The organism is Kitasatospora sp. NPDC015121 (genome assembly GCF_055562955.1).
In genome coordinates, this window is the sequence record NZ_JBVHEH010000002.1 from 122,014 (window position 1) to 136,407 (window position 14,394).

Sequence of the window (14,394 nt, forward strand, 5' to 3'; positions counted from 1 at the left end):
CGGGGATGGGCATCCCACTGACGGACGTGTCGATCCGGGTGGTCGACGGGGACGCGGAGATGGAGCTGGCGCGCGGCGTGCGGCACGAGGTGTTCGTGGTCGAGCAGAGCGTGCCGCCGGAGCTGGAGTACGACGAGTACGACGCGACCTCCGCGCACCTGCTGGCCGTCGGCCCCGACGGCGCGGCGCTCGGCACCGCCCGGCTGATCTCCGGCGCCGAGGCGCTGGCGATGACCGGCGGCACCGAGGGCCGGGTGCTGCTCGGCCGGCTCGCCGTGGTCGCCGCCGCCCGCGGCACCGGCCTGGGCGCCCGACTCGTGCGCGCCGTCGAGGAGTTGGGGCGCGAACGGGGCGCCCGCGAGGTCGAGCTGCACGCCCAGGTGCAGGCGCTCGGCTTCTACGAGCGGCTCGGCTACGCGGCCGAGGGCCCGGTGTACGACGACGCCGGGATCCCGCACCGGACGATGACCCGGGTGCTGTGACGAGGGGAGCGGGGACCGCGGCCGAAGCCGGACGCGGTCCCCGCTCCGACACCCGCCGCCGCGGGTGACGGCGGCGCCGTGCCGTTCGGCGGCGGACGCCGCCCGGCCCGGAGGGGCGTGGGTCACTCGGTGCGGACCCGGGGCAGCGACTCCGGGTGGTGGTCGCGCAGGTGGGCCAGCAGGTGTTCGCGGGCGGCGAGCTTGAGGGCGGCGGTGGCGTCCGGGTCGCGGGCGGTCATCATGGCGCGGACGACGATGGTGGACGGGGTGGTGTCGCTGACGGTCAGCGACCACTCCTGGCCGTCCCAGAGCGGGCTGGCCGCGAGGTAGCGCTCCAGTTCGGCGCGCAGGGCGTCGACCGGGGTGCGGTGGTCGAGGTGGAGCAGCACCCAGGCCAGCAGGCCGGGGTCGCGGCGGGTCCAGTTCTCGTACGGCTTGGAGACGAAGTACGAGACCGGGACGACCAGGCGGCGGTAGTCCCACAGGCGCAGCACCAGGTAGGAGAGGGTGATCTCCTCGACGGTGCCCTGCTGGCCGTCCACCACCACGGTGTCGCCGATCCGGACGGTGTCGCTGAACGCGATCTGCAGGCCCGCGAAGAAGTTGCCGAGGGTGGACTGGGCGGCGATGCCCGCGATGATGCCGATGATGCCGGCCGAGGCGAGCAGGCTGGCGCCGACCGTGCGCATGGCGTCGAAGGTCAGCAGCAGCGCGCCGCCGGTCACCACGCAGACGACCGCGGAGCCGACCCGGCGGACCAGGCCGAGCTGGGTGCGGACGCGCTGCACCCGGGAGGCGTCCTCGGTGACCGTCTCGTAGCGGCTGAACGCGGCCTCGACGACGGCCGCCAGCACCCGGACGGTCAGCCAGCCGAGCGAGCCGACCAGCACCAGCAGCACGCCGTGCCGGACGCCGTCGTCCTCGGCGTGGAAGATCCGGCGGACCGGCTGGGCGGCGAGCAACAGGGCCGACAGCAGCACCAGTTGGAGCGGGACGCGGCAGCGGCGCAGCTCCGCCCAGACCGGGGCGTCCGGGTGGCGGGCGGCCAGCCGCTGGAGGAGCTGGTCGACCAGCCAGCCGGCCAGCAGGGTGGCGAGGATCGCGGCGAGCAGGCTGACGAGCGGCCAGAACACGGGTCACCTCGGGCGGTCCGGGGGTGGGGGAGGCACGGGGGCCGGGTGGGGGATTCGCACCCTATCGCGGCGGAATGCGGGGGTACGGGAGCCCGGGGCGGGCGGGTGTCGGGGTGTCCGGGGACGGGGGTGTCCGGTGGTGGGGGAGGGCGGGGGCGCGCTGACGGATTCCCTACCGCGGCCCCGGTTAGGATCACCGGCATGGGCTTCGGTGGGGCGTGGCGCGGGTGGTGGACCAGGCGCAGGGCGGTGCTGGCCGGCGGGGTCGCGGCCGCGCTGCTGGTCGGGGGCGGGGCGGTCGCGGTGGCCGGGCAGCCGGAGCGGGTGCACCGGGAGGACCGCTTCCTGGAGCTGCCCGAGGTCGCCGGCAGCGGTGAGACCGTCCGGATCGACACCTCGTTCTTCACCGCGGGCGGCTCCGGGCGGCGCCCGGCCGTGCTGCTGGCGCACGGCTTCGGCGGGTCGAAGGACGACCTGCGGGAGCGCGCCGAGGAGCTGGCCCGGCACGGCTACGCGGTGCTGACCTGGTCGGCGCGCGGCTTCGGGAAGTCGGGCGGGCGGATCGGCCTCGACCAGCCGGAGCGCGAGGTCGCCGACGTCTCCCGGCTGGTGGACTGGCTGGCGCAGCGCCCCGAGGTGCGGCTGGACGGTGCCGGCGACCCGAGGGTGGGCGTGACCGGCGCCTCGTACGGCGGGGCGGTGTCGCTGCTGGCCGCCGGGTACGACGGCCGGATCGACGCGATCGCCCCGCAGATCACCTGGTTCGACCTGGCGGACGCGCTCTTCCCGCAGGCCGCGCAGGGGAGTTCGGCGGCCGACGGGGTCTTCAAGAAGCTGTGGGCCGGGATCTTCTTCACCACCGGCTCGTCGTCGGCCGCCGGATTCGGGGGCTCCGGGGCGCCCGGTGCCTCCGGGGGCTCCGGGGCGCCCGGTGCCTCCGGGGGCGCGGACGGCGCGGTGGGCGCGGACGGTGCGGTGGGCGCGGACGGTGCGGCCGGCGCGGTGGGCTGCGGGCGGTTCCGGGCCGAGCTGTGCGACATGTACAACCGGGTGGCGGCGGCCGGGCGGCCGGACGCGGCGGCGGTCGAACTGCTGGAGCGCTCCAGCCCCGCCGCCGTGGCGGACCGGATCAAGGTGCCGACGCTGGTCGTCCAGGGCCAGCAGGACTCGCTGTTCCCGCTCGACCAGGGCGACCGGATCGCCCGGGCGGTCGCCGCGAACGGCGCGCCCGTCTCGGTCGACTGGTTCGGCGCCGGCCACGACGGCGGCCAGGAGACCAGCACCCGCGCGGACGCCCGGGTGAACGCCTGGTTCGACCACTACCTGAAGGACGACGGCACCGACACCGGCCCCGCGTTCCGGGTCACCCGGACCGGCGGCGTCGACTCCACCGGCTTCCAGGCGGTGCTGCGCGGCGCCGACGCCGACGCGTACCCCGGCCTCGGCGGGACCGCCCAGCGGGAGGTGCCGCTGACCGGCCGCGAGCAGGAGTTCGCCAACCCGCCGGGCGGGGCGCCGCCGAACATCTCCACCCTGCCCGGCATCGGCGCGCTGTCCCAGCTCTCCTCGGTCGGGGCCGGCCTCTCGCTCGACTTCCCCGGCCAGCACGCCTCCTTCGAGTCGGAACCGCTGACCGGCGCCCTGCACCTGACCGGCGCCCCCGCCGTCTCGGTGCGGGTCGAGGCGGACGCCCCCGAGGCCGTGCTGTTCGCCAAGCTCTACGACGTCGCCCCCGACGGCAAGCAGAGCCTGCCGCAGCAGCTGGTCGCCCCGCTGCGGGTGACCGGCGCCGACGCCGACGGCGGGCGGACCGTGCGGGTCGCGCTGCCCGCCGTCGACCACGAGTTCCCCGCCGGGCACCGGCTGCGCCTCGTCCTGGCCGCCACCGACCTCGCGTACGCCTCGCCCGACCGGGCCGCCACGTACACCGTCTCGGCCGCCGGCCCGCTGACCGTCCCGACCGTGCCGGAGCTGCGCACCGAGGCCGCGCCGCTGCCGGACCGGACCTGGGTGCTGCCGCTGGTCGCGCTGGCCCTCGCCGCGCTGCTGGTGTTCGCCCGGCGGCGGCGGGACGGCACGCCCGCGCCCGACCCGGAGCTGGCCGGGGTGCCGCTGCTGATCACCGGCCTGTCGAAGCGGTACAAGGGCTCCACCGACCGGTACGCGGTGCGCGACCTGTCGTTCCGGGTCGAGACCGGGCAGGTGCTCGGCCTGCTCGGCCCCAACGGCGCGGGCAAGACCACTACGCTGCGGATGCTGATGGGCCTGATCCGCCCCGACGAGGGCGGGATCCGGGTCTTCGGGCACGCGATCCGGCCCGGCGCGCCGGTGCTCTCCCGGGTCGGCGCGTTCGTCGAGGGCGCGGGCTTCCTGCCGCACCTCTCCGGCCGGGCCAACCTGGAGTCGTACTGGGCCGCCACCGGCCGGCCCGTCGAGGACGCGCACTTCGCCGAGGCCCTGGAGATCGCCGGCCTCGGTGAGGCCCTGGAGCGCGCCGTCCGCACCTACTCGCAGGGCATGCGGCAGCGGCTGGCCATCGCCCAGGCCATGCTCGGCCTGCCCGACCTGCTGATCCTCGACGAACCGACCAACGGGCTCGACCCGCCGCAGATCCGCGAGATGCGGGAGGTGATGGTCCGGTACGCCGCCGCCGGGCGGACCGTCATCGTCTCCAGCCATCTGCTCGCCGAGGTCGAGCAGTCCTGCACCCACCTGGTGGTGATGGAACGTGGCCGACTGGTCGTCGCCGGGCCGACCGGGGAGATCACCGGCGCGGGCGAGCAGTTGCTGGTCACCGTCGAGGACGGCTACCCCGGTGCCGGTGCGGTCGCCGAGAAGCTCGCCGAGCTGGCCGGCGTCGCCTCGGCGGAAGCCGTGGACGGCGGGCTGCTGGTCCGCCTCGACGGCCTGCCCGCGAGCCGGCTGACCGCCGAACTGGTGCGCCTCGGCGTGCCGGTGAGCGGGATCGGGCCGCAGCGACGGCTGGAGGACGCCTTCCTGTCGCTGATCCAGGGGGCGTCGTCGTGAGCGGTGGGGGTCCGGTGGACGGTGTCAGTGGTCGGAGCGGGGCTGGGTACGGAGGGGTGTGGGCGCGATGAGCGGGACTGGCGGCGCGGGCGGCGCGGGCGGCGCGGTGGTCGAGGCCGAGCCGGGCGCTGCCGCGCCCGGCTACCGGGTCGGCCGGACGCTGCCGCTGCGGGTCGAGGCGATGCGCCAGCTGCGGCGGCGGCGCACGCTGGTGATCGGCGGGGTGCTGGCGGTGCTGCCGTTCGTGGTGCTGGGGGCGTTCCAGATCGGCGGCACGTCCGGGCGGGACAACCGCACCACGTTCATCGACCTGGCCACCGCGTCCGGCGCGAACTTCGCCACCACGCTGCTGTTCATGGGCACCGGCTTCCTGCTGGTCATCCCGGTCGCGCTGTTCTCCGGCGACACGGTGGCCTCCGAGGCCAGCTGGTCCTCGCTGCGCTACCTGCTGGCCGCGCCGGTGCCCCGGGCCCGGCTGCTGGTGCGGAAGTTCACCGTGGCGATGGTGTTCTCGGCCGCCGCGGTGGTGCTGCTGCCCGCCGTCGGACTGGTGGTCGGCACCGCGGCGTACGGCTGGGGCGACCTGAAGCTCCCCACCGGGGCGACGCTCTCCGCGACCGAGGCGCTGCCCCGGCTGGCGATCGCCGTGCTGTACGTCTTCCTCGCCGAGATCGTGATCGGCGCGCTGGCGTTCTGGCTCTCCACGGCGACGGACGCCCCGCTCGGCGCGGTCGGCGGCGCGGTCTTCCTCTCGATCGTCACGGGCGTGCTGGACGCCGTCACCGCGCTCGGCTCGCTGCGGGAGTGGCTGCCGGCGCACTGGCAGTACGCCTGGGCGGACGCGTTGCAGCCGCAGCTGGAGTGGGGCGGGATGGTGCAGGGCGTGGTGCTGTCGCTGTCCTACTCGGTGGTGCTGCTGGCGCTGGCGTTCCGCGGGTTCGCGGGCAAGGACGTGGTGTCCTGAGGGTGGGTGGGGCGGCGGTGGGGTGCCGGGGACGGTGCCGTGACATGGGTGCCGTGTCATCAATGTCGTGGCATCGGTGATGCGACATCGGTGTCGTGACATCGGTGTCGTGACATCGATGCTGTGGCATTGATGTCGGGGCATCGGTGCTGCGTCATCGATGACGTGTCACCGGGCGCCGTCGCGCACCAGCAGGAGGTCGAGGTCGAGCGCGTGGGCGCGGGAGGCCCAGACCGGCAGGTGCTCGGTGAGGAACCAGGACGCCTCCTCCAGGTCGTCCTCGTCCATGCTCGGGACGTCCTGCTCGGGGACTGACTCCGAGGCCAGGGCGGCGAGTTCGGCGAGCAGTTCGGCGGTGCCGGTGCGCGGGGCGAGGGTCGGGTACGGCCACGGCCAGTCGTCGGCGCTGTCGGCGGGGAAGGCCCAGGGGCGGGACCAGAGGACGGTCAGGGCGGGGAGTTCGAGGGCCTCGAAGACGTCCGTCAGGTCGTCCCAGTGCCGGCCCGGGACGGAGACCGCGCCCAGGGGGGTGCCGAAGGCGCCGGCGAGGGCGGGCAGCAGGGCGGTGTAGCGGGAGGCCGAGTCGGGGCGGATCCGGCCGGAGAGCAGCTCGCCGAGCGCCTCGGACGGGGCCACCCCCGGGAGGGGGCGGTCGCCCGAGCCGGGGAGGCGCAGCAGGATGGCGGCGTCCACCGCGAAGGCGGAGAAGTACTGTTCGGCCATGACCGCATTCTGCCCCGGATGTGCGACAACTGCGCTGCGGGGTGGGGGAATCGGTGGAGTCCTCGGGCGGTGGTCAGGAGAAGCGGAAGAGCTGGGACCTGTCCCCCGGGTTGCAGGTGTTGACGGTGAGGGTGTTGCCGCTGCCGTTGTCGGTCAGGCAGCTCTGCGGGCCGTACCCGAACTTGAGTTGGAAGTTCCCGGAGCCGGCGTCGGCGACGGACCAGCTGATCATGTCGCCGAAGGAGCTGGAGCCGGCGAGTTCGGCGATGTTGGGGCTGCCCGCGTAGCGCGCGCCGAGGCTGATGCCGCTGCCGGGCTTGCAGGCGGTGAAGGTGGTCACGCCGGTGCCGTCGGTGGCCTTGATCCAGCCGTGGGAGGTGTAGCCGCCGGAGACCACCGGGACGCCCGGGCTGACGGCGTCGGAGCCGAGGCCGATGGTCCGTCCGCTGCCGGTGTTGCTCAGCCGTCCCCAGCCGGAGCCGCCGCAGCCGTTGGCCGGGCCGGCGGGGGTGCCGGCGGCCGGGGTGGTGGGCTTGGGCGGGGCCGGGGTGCTGCCGCCGCCGGAGCCGCCCGAGCTGCTGGAGCCACCTGAGCTGCTGGAACCGCCGGAGCCGGTGCCCGGGTTGCTCCCGCTGCCGGCGGTGGTACCGGTGCCGCCCGAACCGCTCGCGGAGCCGCCGGAGTTGCCGCCGCCGACCCCGCCACCGGAGCCGGAGCCGCTGCCGGTGCCCGGGACGATGCCGGTGCCGGGGGCGGCGCCCGGGTCGGTGACCGGGGAGGCGGGGTTCTCGGCGGGCGGGGACGACGGGGGCGGGGTCGGGACGGCCTGCGCGGTGCCGGAGTCGGTGGCCGACGGGCCGGTGCCGACGGCGCCGGGGACCGGGGCGCCGGCGCTCGGGGTGGAGCCGGCCGTGGTGCCCGGGTTCCGGTCCTGCTGCCAGGGCAGCAGGTCGAGCTGGTGGGCCGTCACCCCGCCACCGGTGACCAGGACGACCGGCAGCAGCACGGTGGCCAGGCGCCGCCGCCCGGCGCGCTGCTCCTTGGGGGTGGGCGCCGGGACCGGGGCCGGGGCCGGCGCGGGCACGGGCGCGGGTCCGGCGGTCGACCCGAGGGCGGGTTCGGGGGCGGGGACGGTCGGCGGTGCCTCGACGGCCTCGGGCGGGCCGAGCACCGCCCCGAGGGCGGCCGGGGTGGACATCGCCTGCCGGGCGGCGACGGCCATCGCGGCCGCGTCCGGGTAGCGGTCCTCGGGCTGCTTGGCGAGCGCCTTGGCGACCACCGCCCGCACGGGCGCGGGCACGCTCTCCGGCAGTTCGGGGACCGGCTCGCGGACGTGCTTGAGCACCACCTCCAGCGGGGTCCCGCCGGTGAACGGCACCGCGCCGGCCAGCAGTTCGTACAGCACCACGCCGACCGAGTACAGGTCGGAGGCGGCGGAGGCGTCCTTGCCCTCGGCGCGTTCCGGGGCCATGTAGAGGGCGGTCCCGATCACCGCGTGGGCGGTGGTGATCCGGGTGTCGGCGAGAGTGCGGGCGATGCCGAAGTCGGTGACGGTGACCCGCCCGTCCGCGTCGATCATCAGGTTGGACGGCTTGATGTCCCGGTGGACGATGCCCTGCCGGTGCGCGGCGTGCAGCGCGTCCAGCACCTGGGCGGCGACGTCCAGCGCCCGGTCGGGCGGGAAGGGGTCGCGGCCGCGGGCCTTGTCGAGCGGCTTGCCGGTGAGCAGCTCCATCACGATGTACGCGGTCCTCGCGTCCGGCTCGGTGCCGTCCTCGCCGTAGTCGTGGATGTGCACCACGCCCCGGTGGTTCATCGCCGCCAGCACCGTCGCCTCGCGGCGGAACCGGGCCGCGAAGACCTCGTCCTCCATCAGCGCGGGCAGCACGATCTTGACCGCGACCTGGCGGCCGAGCACCTGGTCCTCGGCTCGCCAGACCTCGCCCATCGCCCCGCTGCCGAGCCGTTCGGAGAGGGCGTACCGGCCCCCGAGCACCGTGCCCCGACCCCACATGTCCCGCATCCCCCGAGCGTGTTGGACTACCTGTCAGTGATTCTGACCGTTCGAACGCGGAGAGGGAAGCCGGTACCCCCGCCCCGCCCGACCGCGGTGACTCTACACCTGGTGCGCGAGCCAACTACCGGGCGGTTCGCACGAGGTGAGGAGAGGTCAGCCGCGGTCGGGGCCGGGCGGGGGCGGTGGCGGGCCGGTGGCGGCGGGGTCAGCGGCGCAGGCGGGCGTCGGTGGCGAGGGATTCGACCAGGGCCTCGACGCTCTCGGGCGGGAGGCCGCGGGAGACGAACCATGCGCCGACGTTGCGCACGTCCCGCTCCAGGAAGGAGAGGCCGCGCGGGTTGGCCACCACGTCGACGATCTGCGGGACGTCGATGACCACCAGGCGGCCCCGGTGCACCAGGATGTTGTACGCCGAGAGGTCGCCGTGCGCGTAGCCGTCGTAGGCCAGCAGCGCGAGGCTGCGGCCCAACTGCGCCCACAGGTCGTCGATGTCGGCCTCCTCGGCGCGGAGCTGGGCCAGCCGGGGCGCGGCCGTGCCGTCCTCGTCGCCGACGAACTCCATCAGGATCTCGGTGCCGGTGATCTGCACCGGGTACGGCACGGCGACGCCCGCCGACCAGAGCCGGCACAGCGCGCCGAACTCGGCGGCCGCCCACTGGCCGGCGATCGCCTCCTTGCCGAAGGCGGTGCGCTTGGCCATCGCCCGGGTGACCCGGGACTCCTTGTGCTGGCGGCCCTCCAGGTAGCCGGAGTCCCGGTGGAACATCCGGTGCTGGGCGTCCCGGTACCGCTTGGCCGCCATCAGGGTGCGGCGGTCGGTGCCGGGGACGGCGCGCTCCAGCAGGAAGACGTCGGCCTCCTTGCCGGTCTTCACGATCCCCAACTCGGTGTCGACGGCCGCGAGTTCGGTGACGACCCAGTCGGGGCGCGGCTCGGGGCCCTTCTCGGTCGGGGTGGACTGGTCCCACGTCGACCAGCGGTCGCCGGTGGGGGGACCGTCGGTCACGGGGGCGGTGAACTCCGGCTCGTCGCCCGCGAAGTCGTCGGAGTGGCCGAAGCCGTCGGCCTCGGCGGTGGAGAAGTAGTCGTAGTCGGGCTGGTCGTCGTCGAAGCGGTCCGTCCGGCGGCCGCGACGGGACGTGCCCTTGGGGCGGATGCGGGAGAAGGAATCGCTGTCGGCAAAGCGCTCGCGCACTGCGGTGGCTCCTGAGGAGTGGCCCACCGGGGCGCGGAAAGGGCGCTGTCAGCCGGTGGGACGAAGACGGGGGGAGGCGTATGGCGCGCACACGAAGGCACGCCGCGTCACGGCGACAACCATCGGTCCACACCTCCTCTCGTCGGGCCCGCGAGCGCACGGCGGCGCGGCGGGACGTGGACCACCTTAGCCGCTGGCGGCAGCGGCGCAAGCGGTTTTTCCGGGGCGGACGGCAGGAGCGGGGAGGAGCGGGAACCGGTGGTCCGCGGTCGGAGTGGCGGGAGGGAGAAGTTCCCTATCGGGTCGTATTCTGGGGCGGGATAGGGAAGGATAGGGAATGCAGGATTTCTACTCCGTCGAGGACGTGGCCGAGCTGCTGGGCCTGCACGTGAAGACCGTGCGGGGTTACGTGCGGGACGGGAAGCTCAAGGCGGTGCGGATCGGGAAGCAGTACCGGATCGCGCGGGCCGAGGCGGAGGCGTTCACCGGGGGCGGGGTGTCGGCCAAACCGGTGCGGGCGGACGTCTCGGCGGTGGTGCAGGTGGACGGGGTGGGCCCGCGCGACGCGGACCGGCTGGTCACGGGCGTGCTGGCGGCGGCCTCGGCGTGGTCCGGGGGGCCGCGGCCGCTGTGGGTGCAGGCGGTGCGGGAGGAGGAGCGGAGCGCGCTGCGCTTCGTGGTGATGGGCCCGCCCCGGCGGGTGTCCGACGTGTTGGCGCTGATCGACGACCTGACCGGAGGTGTGCGGTGACGGCGGTGCGGGAGCTGGGCGGGGTGCGGGTGATGGTGGCCGGGCCGGAGGGCGAGGCGGTGGCGGGGGAGCGCCAGGCGCTGGACCTGCTGGGCGACGCCTACTACCAGGAGGCGTCCTGGGTGGCGCTGCCGGTGGAGCGGCTGGGGGCGGAGTTCTTCCGGCTGCGCAGCGGCGTCGCGGGCGCGGTGGTGCAGAAGTTCGCGCAGTACCGGATGGGCCTCGCGGTGGTGGGCGACATCGCCGCGCAGGTGGCGGGGTCGGACGCGCTGCGCGACTTCGTCCGGGAGAGCAACCGCGGCCTGCAGCTCTGGTTCGTCGCGGACCTGCCGGAGCTGGCCGACCGCCTGGCCGGATAGCGGCGGGGGACGGGGGCGGGATCGGGAGGCCGCCGGACGGGATCCGGGCGGGGGCTGAGCGGGGCCGAGCAGGGGCCGGGTGCGGGCGGGAGTTCAACCGGCGGGTTATGACCGGCAGTTGACTTGCGCCTGAGCTCTTTCGGTGACAGGTGACATGTGTAATTGTACATGTCACAGGCCGTCGAGGGGCACCTCGGCGGTCACCGACCCTCCGCCGTGCCCCCAACCACGGCGCCACATCGGCCCGGAGGCCCCCACGTGCGAACCTTCCGGATGGCGTTCGCGTCCGCAGGACGGACGCTGAGTCTGCTGTTGTCCCTCTGTCTGGCCCTCGGTCTCCTCGGCGCGCTGGCGCCGGGGGCCCGGGCGGCCGCCCCGGCCGGGCAGAAGCCGGCCAAGTCCGAGAACTCCGACCAGGCCCTCGGGGCCGACCGGGCGGCCAAGGCGGGCAAGGAGGCGCCGCTGGGCTCGGCGGCGGCCGAGCTCCGCAAGGACTCCGCCAGCAACGTCCGCTCCGACGCCAGCAAGCGTCCGCCGCTGGCGGCCGGGGGCGAGCCCGGCGGCCTGCCGGGTGACGTACCGACCGCCACCACGGCCTGCGACGCGTCCGACTTCACCGGCCGCACCGGCGCCGACCTGGTGGCGAAGATCAAGGCGTCCACCGTCGACTGCGTCAACTCGCTGTTCCTGCTCAAGGGCAACGACGCGAAGGCGGCCTTCAAGGAGTCGCAGATGGTCACCGTCGCCAACGCGTTGCGCGACGTGTCCGCCGCCTACCCGGGCGACAACTCCACCTCGGCCCACCAGATCGTGCTGTACCTGCGGGCCGGCTACTACGTGCAGTGGTACAACGCGGACGTGGTGGGCACCTACGGCGGCACCCTGAAGGGCGCGATCGAGGGCGGCCTGGACGCCTTCTTCGCCAACGCCCGCTCGCAGGACGTCACCGACGCCAACGGCGAGACGCTGGGCGAGGCGGTCACCCTGATCGACAGCTCGCTGGAGAACGCCCGCTACCTGAACGTCGTCAAGCGCCTGCTGAACGGCTACAACAGCAGCTACGACCCGTCCTGGTACATGGTCAACGCCGTCAACAACACCTTCACGGTGTTCTGGCGCGGCCACCAGAACAGCGACTTCCTGCCCGCCGTCAAGGCGGACCCGAGCGTGCTGACCACCCTGCAGTCCTTCGCCGGCCGCAACCTCGGCCGGCTCGGCACCGACAAGGACTTCCTGGTCGCCAACTCCGGCCGCGAGCTGGGCCGCTTCCTGCAGTACGCGGACCTGAAGCCGACCGTCAGCCCGATGGTGAAGGGCCTGCTCGCCCAGACCTCGATCACCGGCAGCACCGCCTCGCTCTGGGTCGGCCTGGCCGAGATGACCGACAGCTACGACAAGGCCAACTGCGCCTACTACGGCACCTGCGACCTGGTGAACCGGGTGAAGGCCGCGGTGCTGACCGTGAACCACACCTGCAGCGCCAGCATCGACGTCATCGCCCAGGCGCTGACCGCCGACCAGCTCGCCACCGCCTGCACCAGCCTCAAGGGCCAGGACGCGTACTTCCACAACGTGGCCAAGGACGGCGGCCCGGTCGCCGACGACCGGAACACCACCATCGACGTGGTGGTCTTCCACTCCAGCAGCGACTACCAGAAGTACGCCGGCATCATCTTCGGCATCTCCACCAACAACGGCGGCATGTACCTGGAGGGCGACCCGACCGCGGCCGGCAACCAGCCGCGGTTCATCGCCTACGAGGCCGAGTGGGTCCGTCCGGACTTCCAGATCTGGAACCTGAACCACGAGTACACCCACTTCCTCGACGGCCGGTTCGACATGTACGGCGACTTCGAGGCCGGGATGACCACCCCGACCGTCTGGTGGGTCGAGGGCTTCGCCGAGTACGTCAACTACGGCTACCGGGGCGCCGACTACACCGCCGCGATCGACCAGGCCGGCCGGCACACCTACCCGCTGTCCACCCTGTTCGACACCACCTACGAGAACGCCGACCAGACCCGGATCTACAACTGGGGCTACCTGGCCGTCCGCTACATGCTGGAGCAGCGCCGCTCCGACATGGACGCCGTCCTCGCCAAGTACCGCACCGGTGACTGGGCCGGCGCCCGCACCCTCCTGAAGAGCACCATCGGCACCCGCTACGACGCCGACTTCGACACCTGGCTGACCGCCTGCAACGCCGGCGCCTGCGGCAAGGGCTCCGGCACCACCCCGCCCACCCCCGGCGGCGACTGCACCGCGGCCGGCCCGCAGCAGCTCGACATCGGCTGCACCCGCAAGGACGTCGCCGCCGCGGCGGGCGACTACGCGTACTTCTACGTGTGGGTCCCGGCCGGCACCGCCAAGCTGACCGTCAGCTCCAGCGGCGGCACCGGCAACGCCGACCTGTACTACAACGCCGCCACCTGGGCGACCACCGGCGCCAACACCGCCAAGTCCACCAACAGCGGCAACACCGAGACCCTGACCGTCGCCAACCCGCCCGAGGGCTGGAACTACGTCAGCCTCCACGCGGCCGGCGGCCAGCCGATCTCCGGCGTCTCCCTCACGGCCGGCAACGGCGCCGCCACCACCCCGCCCGGCGGCGGCGAGTGCACCGCCGCGGACACCCGCCAGCTCGACAACGGCTGCGTCCGCAGCGGCCTCGCCGCCGCCAACGGCGACTACGCGTACTTCTTCGTCTGGGTGCCGGCCGGCACCGCCAGCCTGAAGATCAACGCCTCCGGCGGCACCGGCAACGCCGACCTGTACTACAACGCCGCCACCTGGGCGACCACCGGCGCCAACACCGCCAAGTCCACCAACAGCGGCAACACCGAGACCCTGACCGTCGCCAACCCCACCCCGGGCTGGAACTTCGTCAGCCTCCACGCCGCCGGGCAGGACTTCGCCGGCGCCACCGTCAGCGCCTCGTTCTGAGCCGGACGGCGACCCCCCGGTAGCACCAGACACCGAACGGCCCGGCCCACCCTCCCGGTGGGCCGGGCCCCCGCGCGTCCGGGGATGGGCGATCATGGAGGGTCCGCGCCGCCGCCGAACCGCTCCGGCGCACCGCACCACCCGCCCGCCCGCAGCACCGAGGAGCCAGACCCGTGGCCGAGATCGTCCTGTTCCACTCCGCGTACGGCCCGCGCCCCGCCGTCGCCGCGGCCGCCGACCGGCTGCGCGCCGCCGGGCACACCGTGCACACCCCCGACCTCTACGGCGGCCGGACCTTCGACGACCTGGAGGAGGGCATGGCGCACCGCGACGGGATCGGCAACGACGAACTGCTGCGCCGGGCCGTCGGGGCCGTCGCGCCGCTGCTGCCGGTCGAGGGCGGACTGGTGTACGCCGGGTTCTCGCTCGGCGGGGCGCTCGCCCAGAACCTGGCGCTCGCCGACGAGCAGGCCCGCGGCCTGCTGCTCCTGCACGGCACCTCCGACCTGCGGGAGGACGCCGCCACCGGGATCCCGGTGCAGCTGCACGTCGCCGAGCCGGACCCGTTCGAGTCCGAGGACTGGCTGAACACCTGGTACCTGCGGATGACCCGGGCCGGCGCCGACGTCGAGGTGCACCGCTACCGGGGCGCCGGGCACCTGTACACCGACGCCGACCTGCCCGACCACGACGCCGAGGCCGCCGAGCGGACCTGGGCCGCCGCGCTGGCCTTCCTGGCGGAGCTGGACGAGCAGGAGGCCTAGGCCCTCCCGTTCGGATCCTGCCGGGCGCCCGACGCC

11 protein-coding genes are annotated in these 14,394 nt (G+C 74.4%); 7 read left to right on the forward strand and 4 right to left on the reverse strand.

What is annotated here, in order from left to right:
• The first annotated feature begins 5 nt into the window (after positions 1–5).
• Positions 6–482, forward strand: coding sequence for a GNAT family N-acetyltransferase (locus tag ACZ3J7_RS02520; protein ID WP_465616031.1), 477 nt, complete (start codon positions 6–8; stop codon positions 480–482).
• A 122-nt stretch (positions 483–604) separates the two neighbouring features.
• Here ACZ3J7_RS02520 and ACZ3J7_RS02525 read toward each other — a convergent pair whose 3' ends face one another.
• Complete coding sequence (locus ACZ3J7_RS02525) at positions 605–1,615, reverse strand: mechanosensitive ion channel family protein (protein WP_465616033.1); 1,011 nt, start codon at positions 1,613–1,615, stop codon at positions 605–607.
• Positions 1,616–1,816: 201 nt separating this feature from the next.
• Between ACZ3J7_RS02525 and ACZ3J7_RS02530 the strand changes: the two genes are divergently transcribed.
• Both ACZ3J7_RS02530 and ACZ3J7_RS02535 read left to right on the forward strand, forming a co-directional pair.
• Positions 1,817–4,642, forward strand: coding sequence for an alpha/beta fold hydrolase (locus ACZ3J7_RS02530; RefSeq protein ID WP_465616035.1), 2,826 nt, complete (start codon positions 1,817–1,819; stop codon positions 4,640–4,642).
• Positions 4,643–4,709: 67 nt separating this feature from the next.
• Complete coding sequence (locus ACZ3J7_RS02535; RefSeq protein ID WP_465616038.1) at positions 4,710–5,606, forward strand: ABC transporter permease; 897 nt, start codon at positions 4,710–4,712, stop codon at positions 5,604–5,606.
• Between the two features lie 168 nt (positions 5,607–5,774).
• Here the strand turns inward: ACZ3J7_RS02535 and ACZ3J7_RS02540 are convergent, their stop codons facing one another.
• The 3 genes from ACZ3J7_RS02540 to ACZ3J7_RS02550 form a co-directional block, all read right to left on the reverse strand.
• Positions 5,775–6,329, reverse strand: a complete 555-nt coding sequence (locus tag ACZ3J7_RS02540) for a hypothetical protein (RefSeq protein WP_465616040.1) — start codon at positions 6,327–6,329, stop codon at positions 5,775–5,777.
• A 73-nt stretch (positions 6,330–6,402) separates the two neighbouring features.
• The gene (locus ACZ3J7_RS02545; RefSeq protein WP_465616042.1) at positions 6,403–8,352 is read right to left on the reverse strand and encodes a serine/threonine protein kinase; all 1,950 of its coding nucleotides are present in this window, start codon (positions 8,350–8,352) and stop codon (positions 6,403–6,405) included.
• 199 nt (positions 8,353–8,551) lie between these two features.
• A complete protein-coding gene (locus tag ACZ3J7_RS02550) occupies positions 8,552–9,541 on the reverse strand; it encodes a serine protein kinase RIO (protein ID WP_465616044.1) in 990 nt (329 codons plus the stop codon).
• 337 nt (positions 9,542–9,878) lie between these two features.
• Here ACZ3J7_RS02550 and ACZ3J7_RS02555 point away from each other — a divergent pair, with 337 nt between their 5' ends.
• The 4 genes from ACZ3J7_RS02555 to ACZ3J7_RS02570 all read left to right on the forward strand — a co-directional run bounded on the left by ACZ3J7_RS02555 (position 9,879) and on the right by ACZ3J7_RS02570 (position 14,358).
• Entirely contained in the window at positions 9,879–10,292 is a 414-nt protein-coding gene (locus ACZ3J7_RS02555; RefSeq protein ID WP_465616046.1) for a helix-turn-helix domain-containing protein, read from the forward strand.
• The gene (locus ACZ3J7_RS02560) at positions 10,289–10,651 is read left to right on the forward strand and encodes a DUF4180 domain-containing protein (protein WP_465616048.1); all 363 of its coding nucleotides are present in this window, start codon (positions 10,289–10,291) and stop codon (positions 10,649–10,651) included. The genes ACZ3J7_RS02555 and ACZ3J7_RS02560 overlap by 4 nt, the downstream gene beginning before the upstream one ends.
• A 273-nt stretch (positions 10,652–10,924) precedes the next feature.
• Complete coding sequence (locus tag ACZ3J7_RS02565; RefSeq protein ID WP_465616560.1) at positions 10,925–13,594, forward strand: M9 family metallopeptidase; 2,670 nt, start codon at positions 10,925–10,927, stop codon at positions 13,592–13,594.
• A gap of 173 nt (positions 13,595–13,767) precedes the next feature.
• Positions 13,768–14,358, forward strand: a complete 591-nt coding sequence (locus ACZ3J7_RS02570) for a dienelactone hydrolase family protein (RefSeq protein ID WP_465616050.1) — start codon at positions 13,768–13,770, stop codon at positions 14,356–14,358.
• Positions 14,359–14,394: the final 36 nt, after the last annotated feature.

Bases quoted from the DNA above. Each gene is read 5' to 3' on its own strand.
- ACZ3J7_RS02565 (WP_465616560.1), top strand. From the start codon at position 10,925: ATGGCGTTCGCGTCCGCAGGACGGACGCTGAGTCTGCTGTTGTCCCTC.
- ACZ3J7_RS02520 (WP_465616031.1), top strand. From the start codon at position 6: ATGGGCATCCCACTGACGGACGTGTCGATCCGGGTGGTCGACGGGGAC.
- ACZ3J7_RS02540 (WP_465616040.1), bottom strand. From the start codon at position 6,329: ATGGCCGAACAGTACTTCTCCGCCTTCGCGGTGGACGCCGCCATCCTG.
- ACZ3J7_RS02555 (WP_465616046.1), top strand. From the start codon at position 9,879: ATGCAGGATTTCTACTCCGTCGAGGACGTGGCCGAGCTGCTGGGCCTG.
- ACZ3J7_RS02530 (WP_465616035.1), top strand. From the start codon at position 1,817: ATGGGCTTCGGTGGGGCGTGGCGCGGGTGGTGGACCAGGCGCAGGGCG.
- ACZ3J7_RS02535 (WP_465616038.1), top strand. From the start codon at position 4,710: ATGAGCGGGACTGGCGGCGCGGGCGGCGCGGGCGGCGCGGTGGTCGAG.
- ACZ3J7_RS02545 (WP_465616042.1), bottom strand. From the start codon at position 8,352: ATGCGGGACATGTGGGGTCGGGGCACGGTGCTCGGGGGCCGGTACGCC.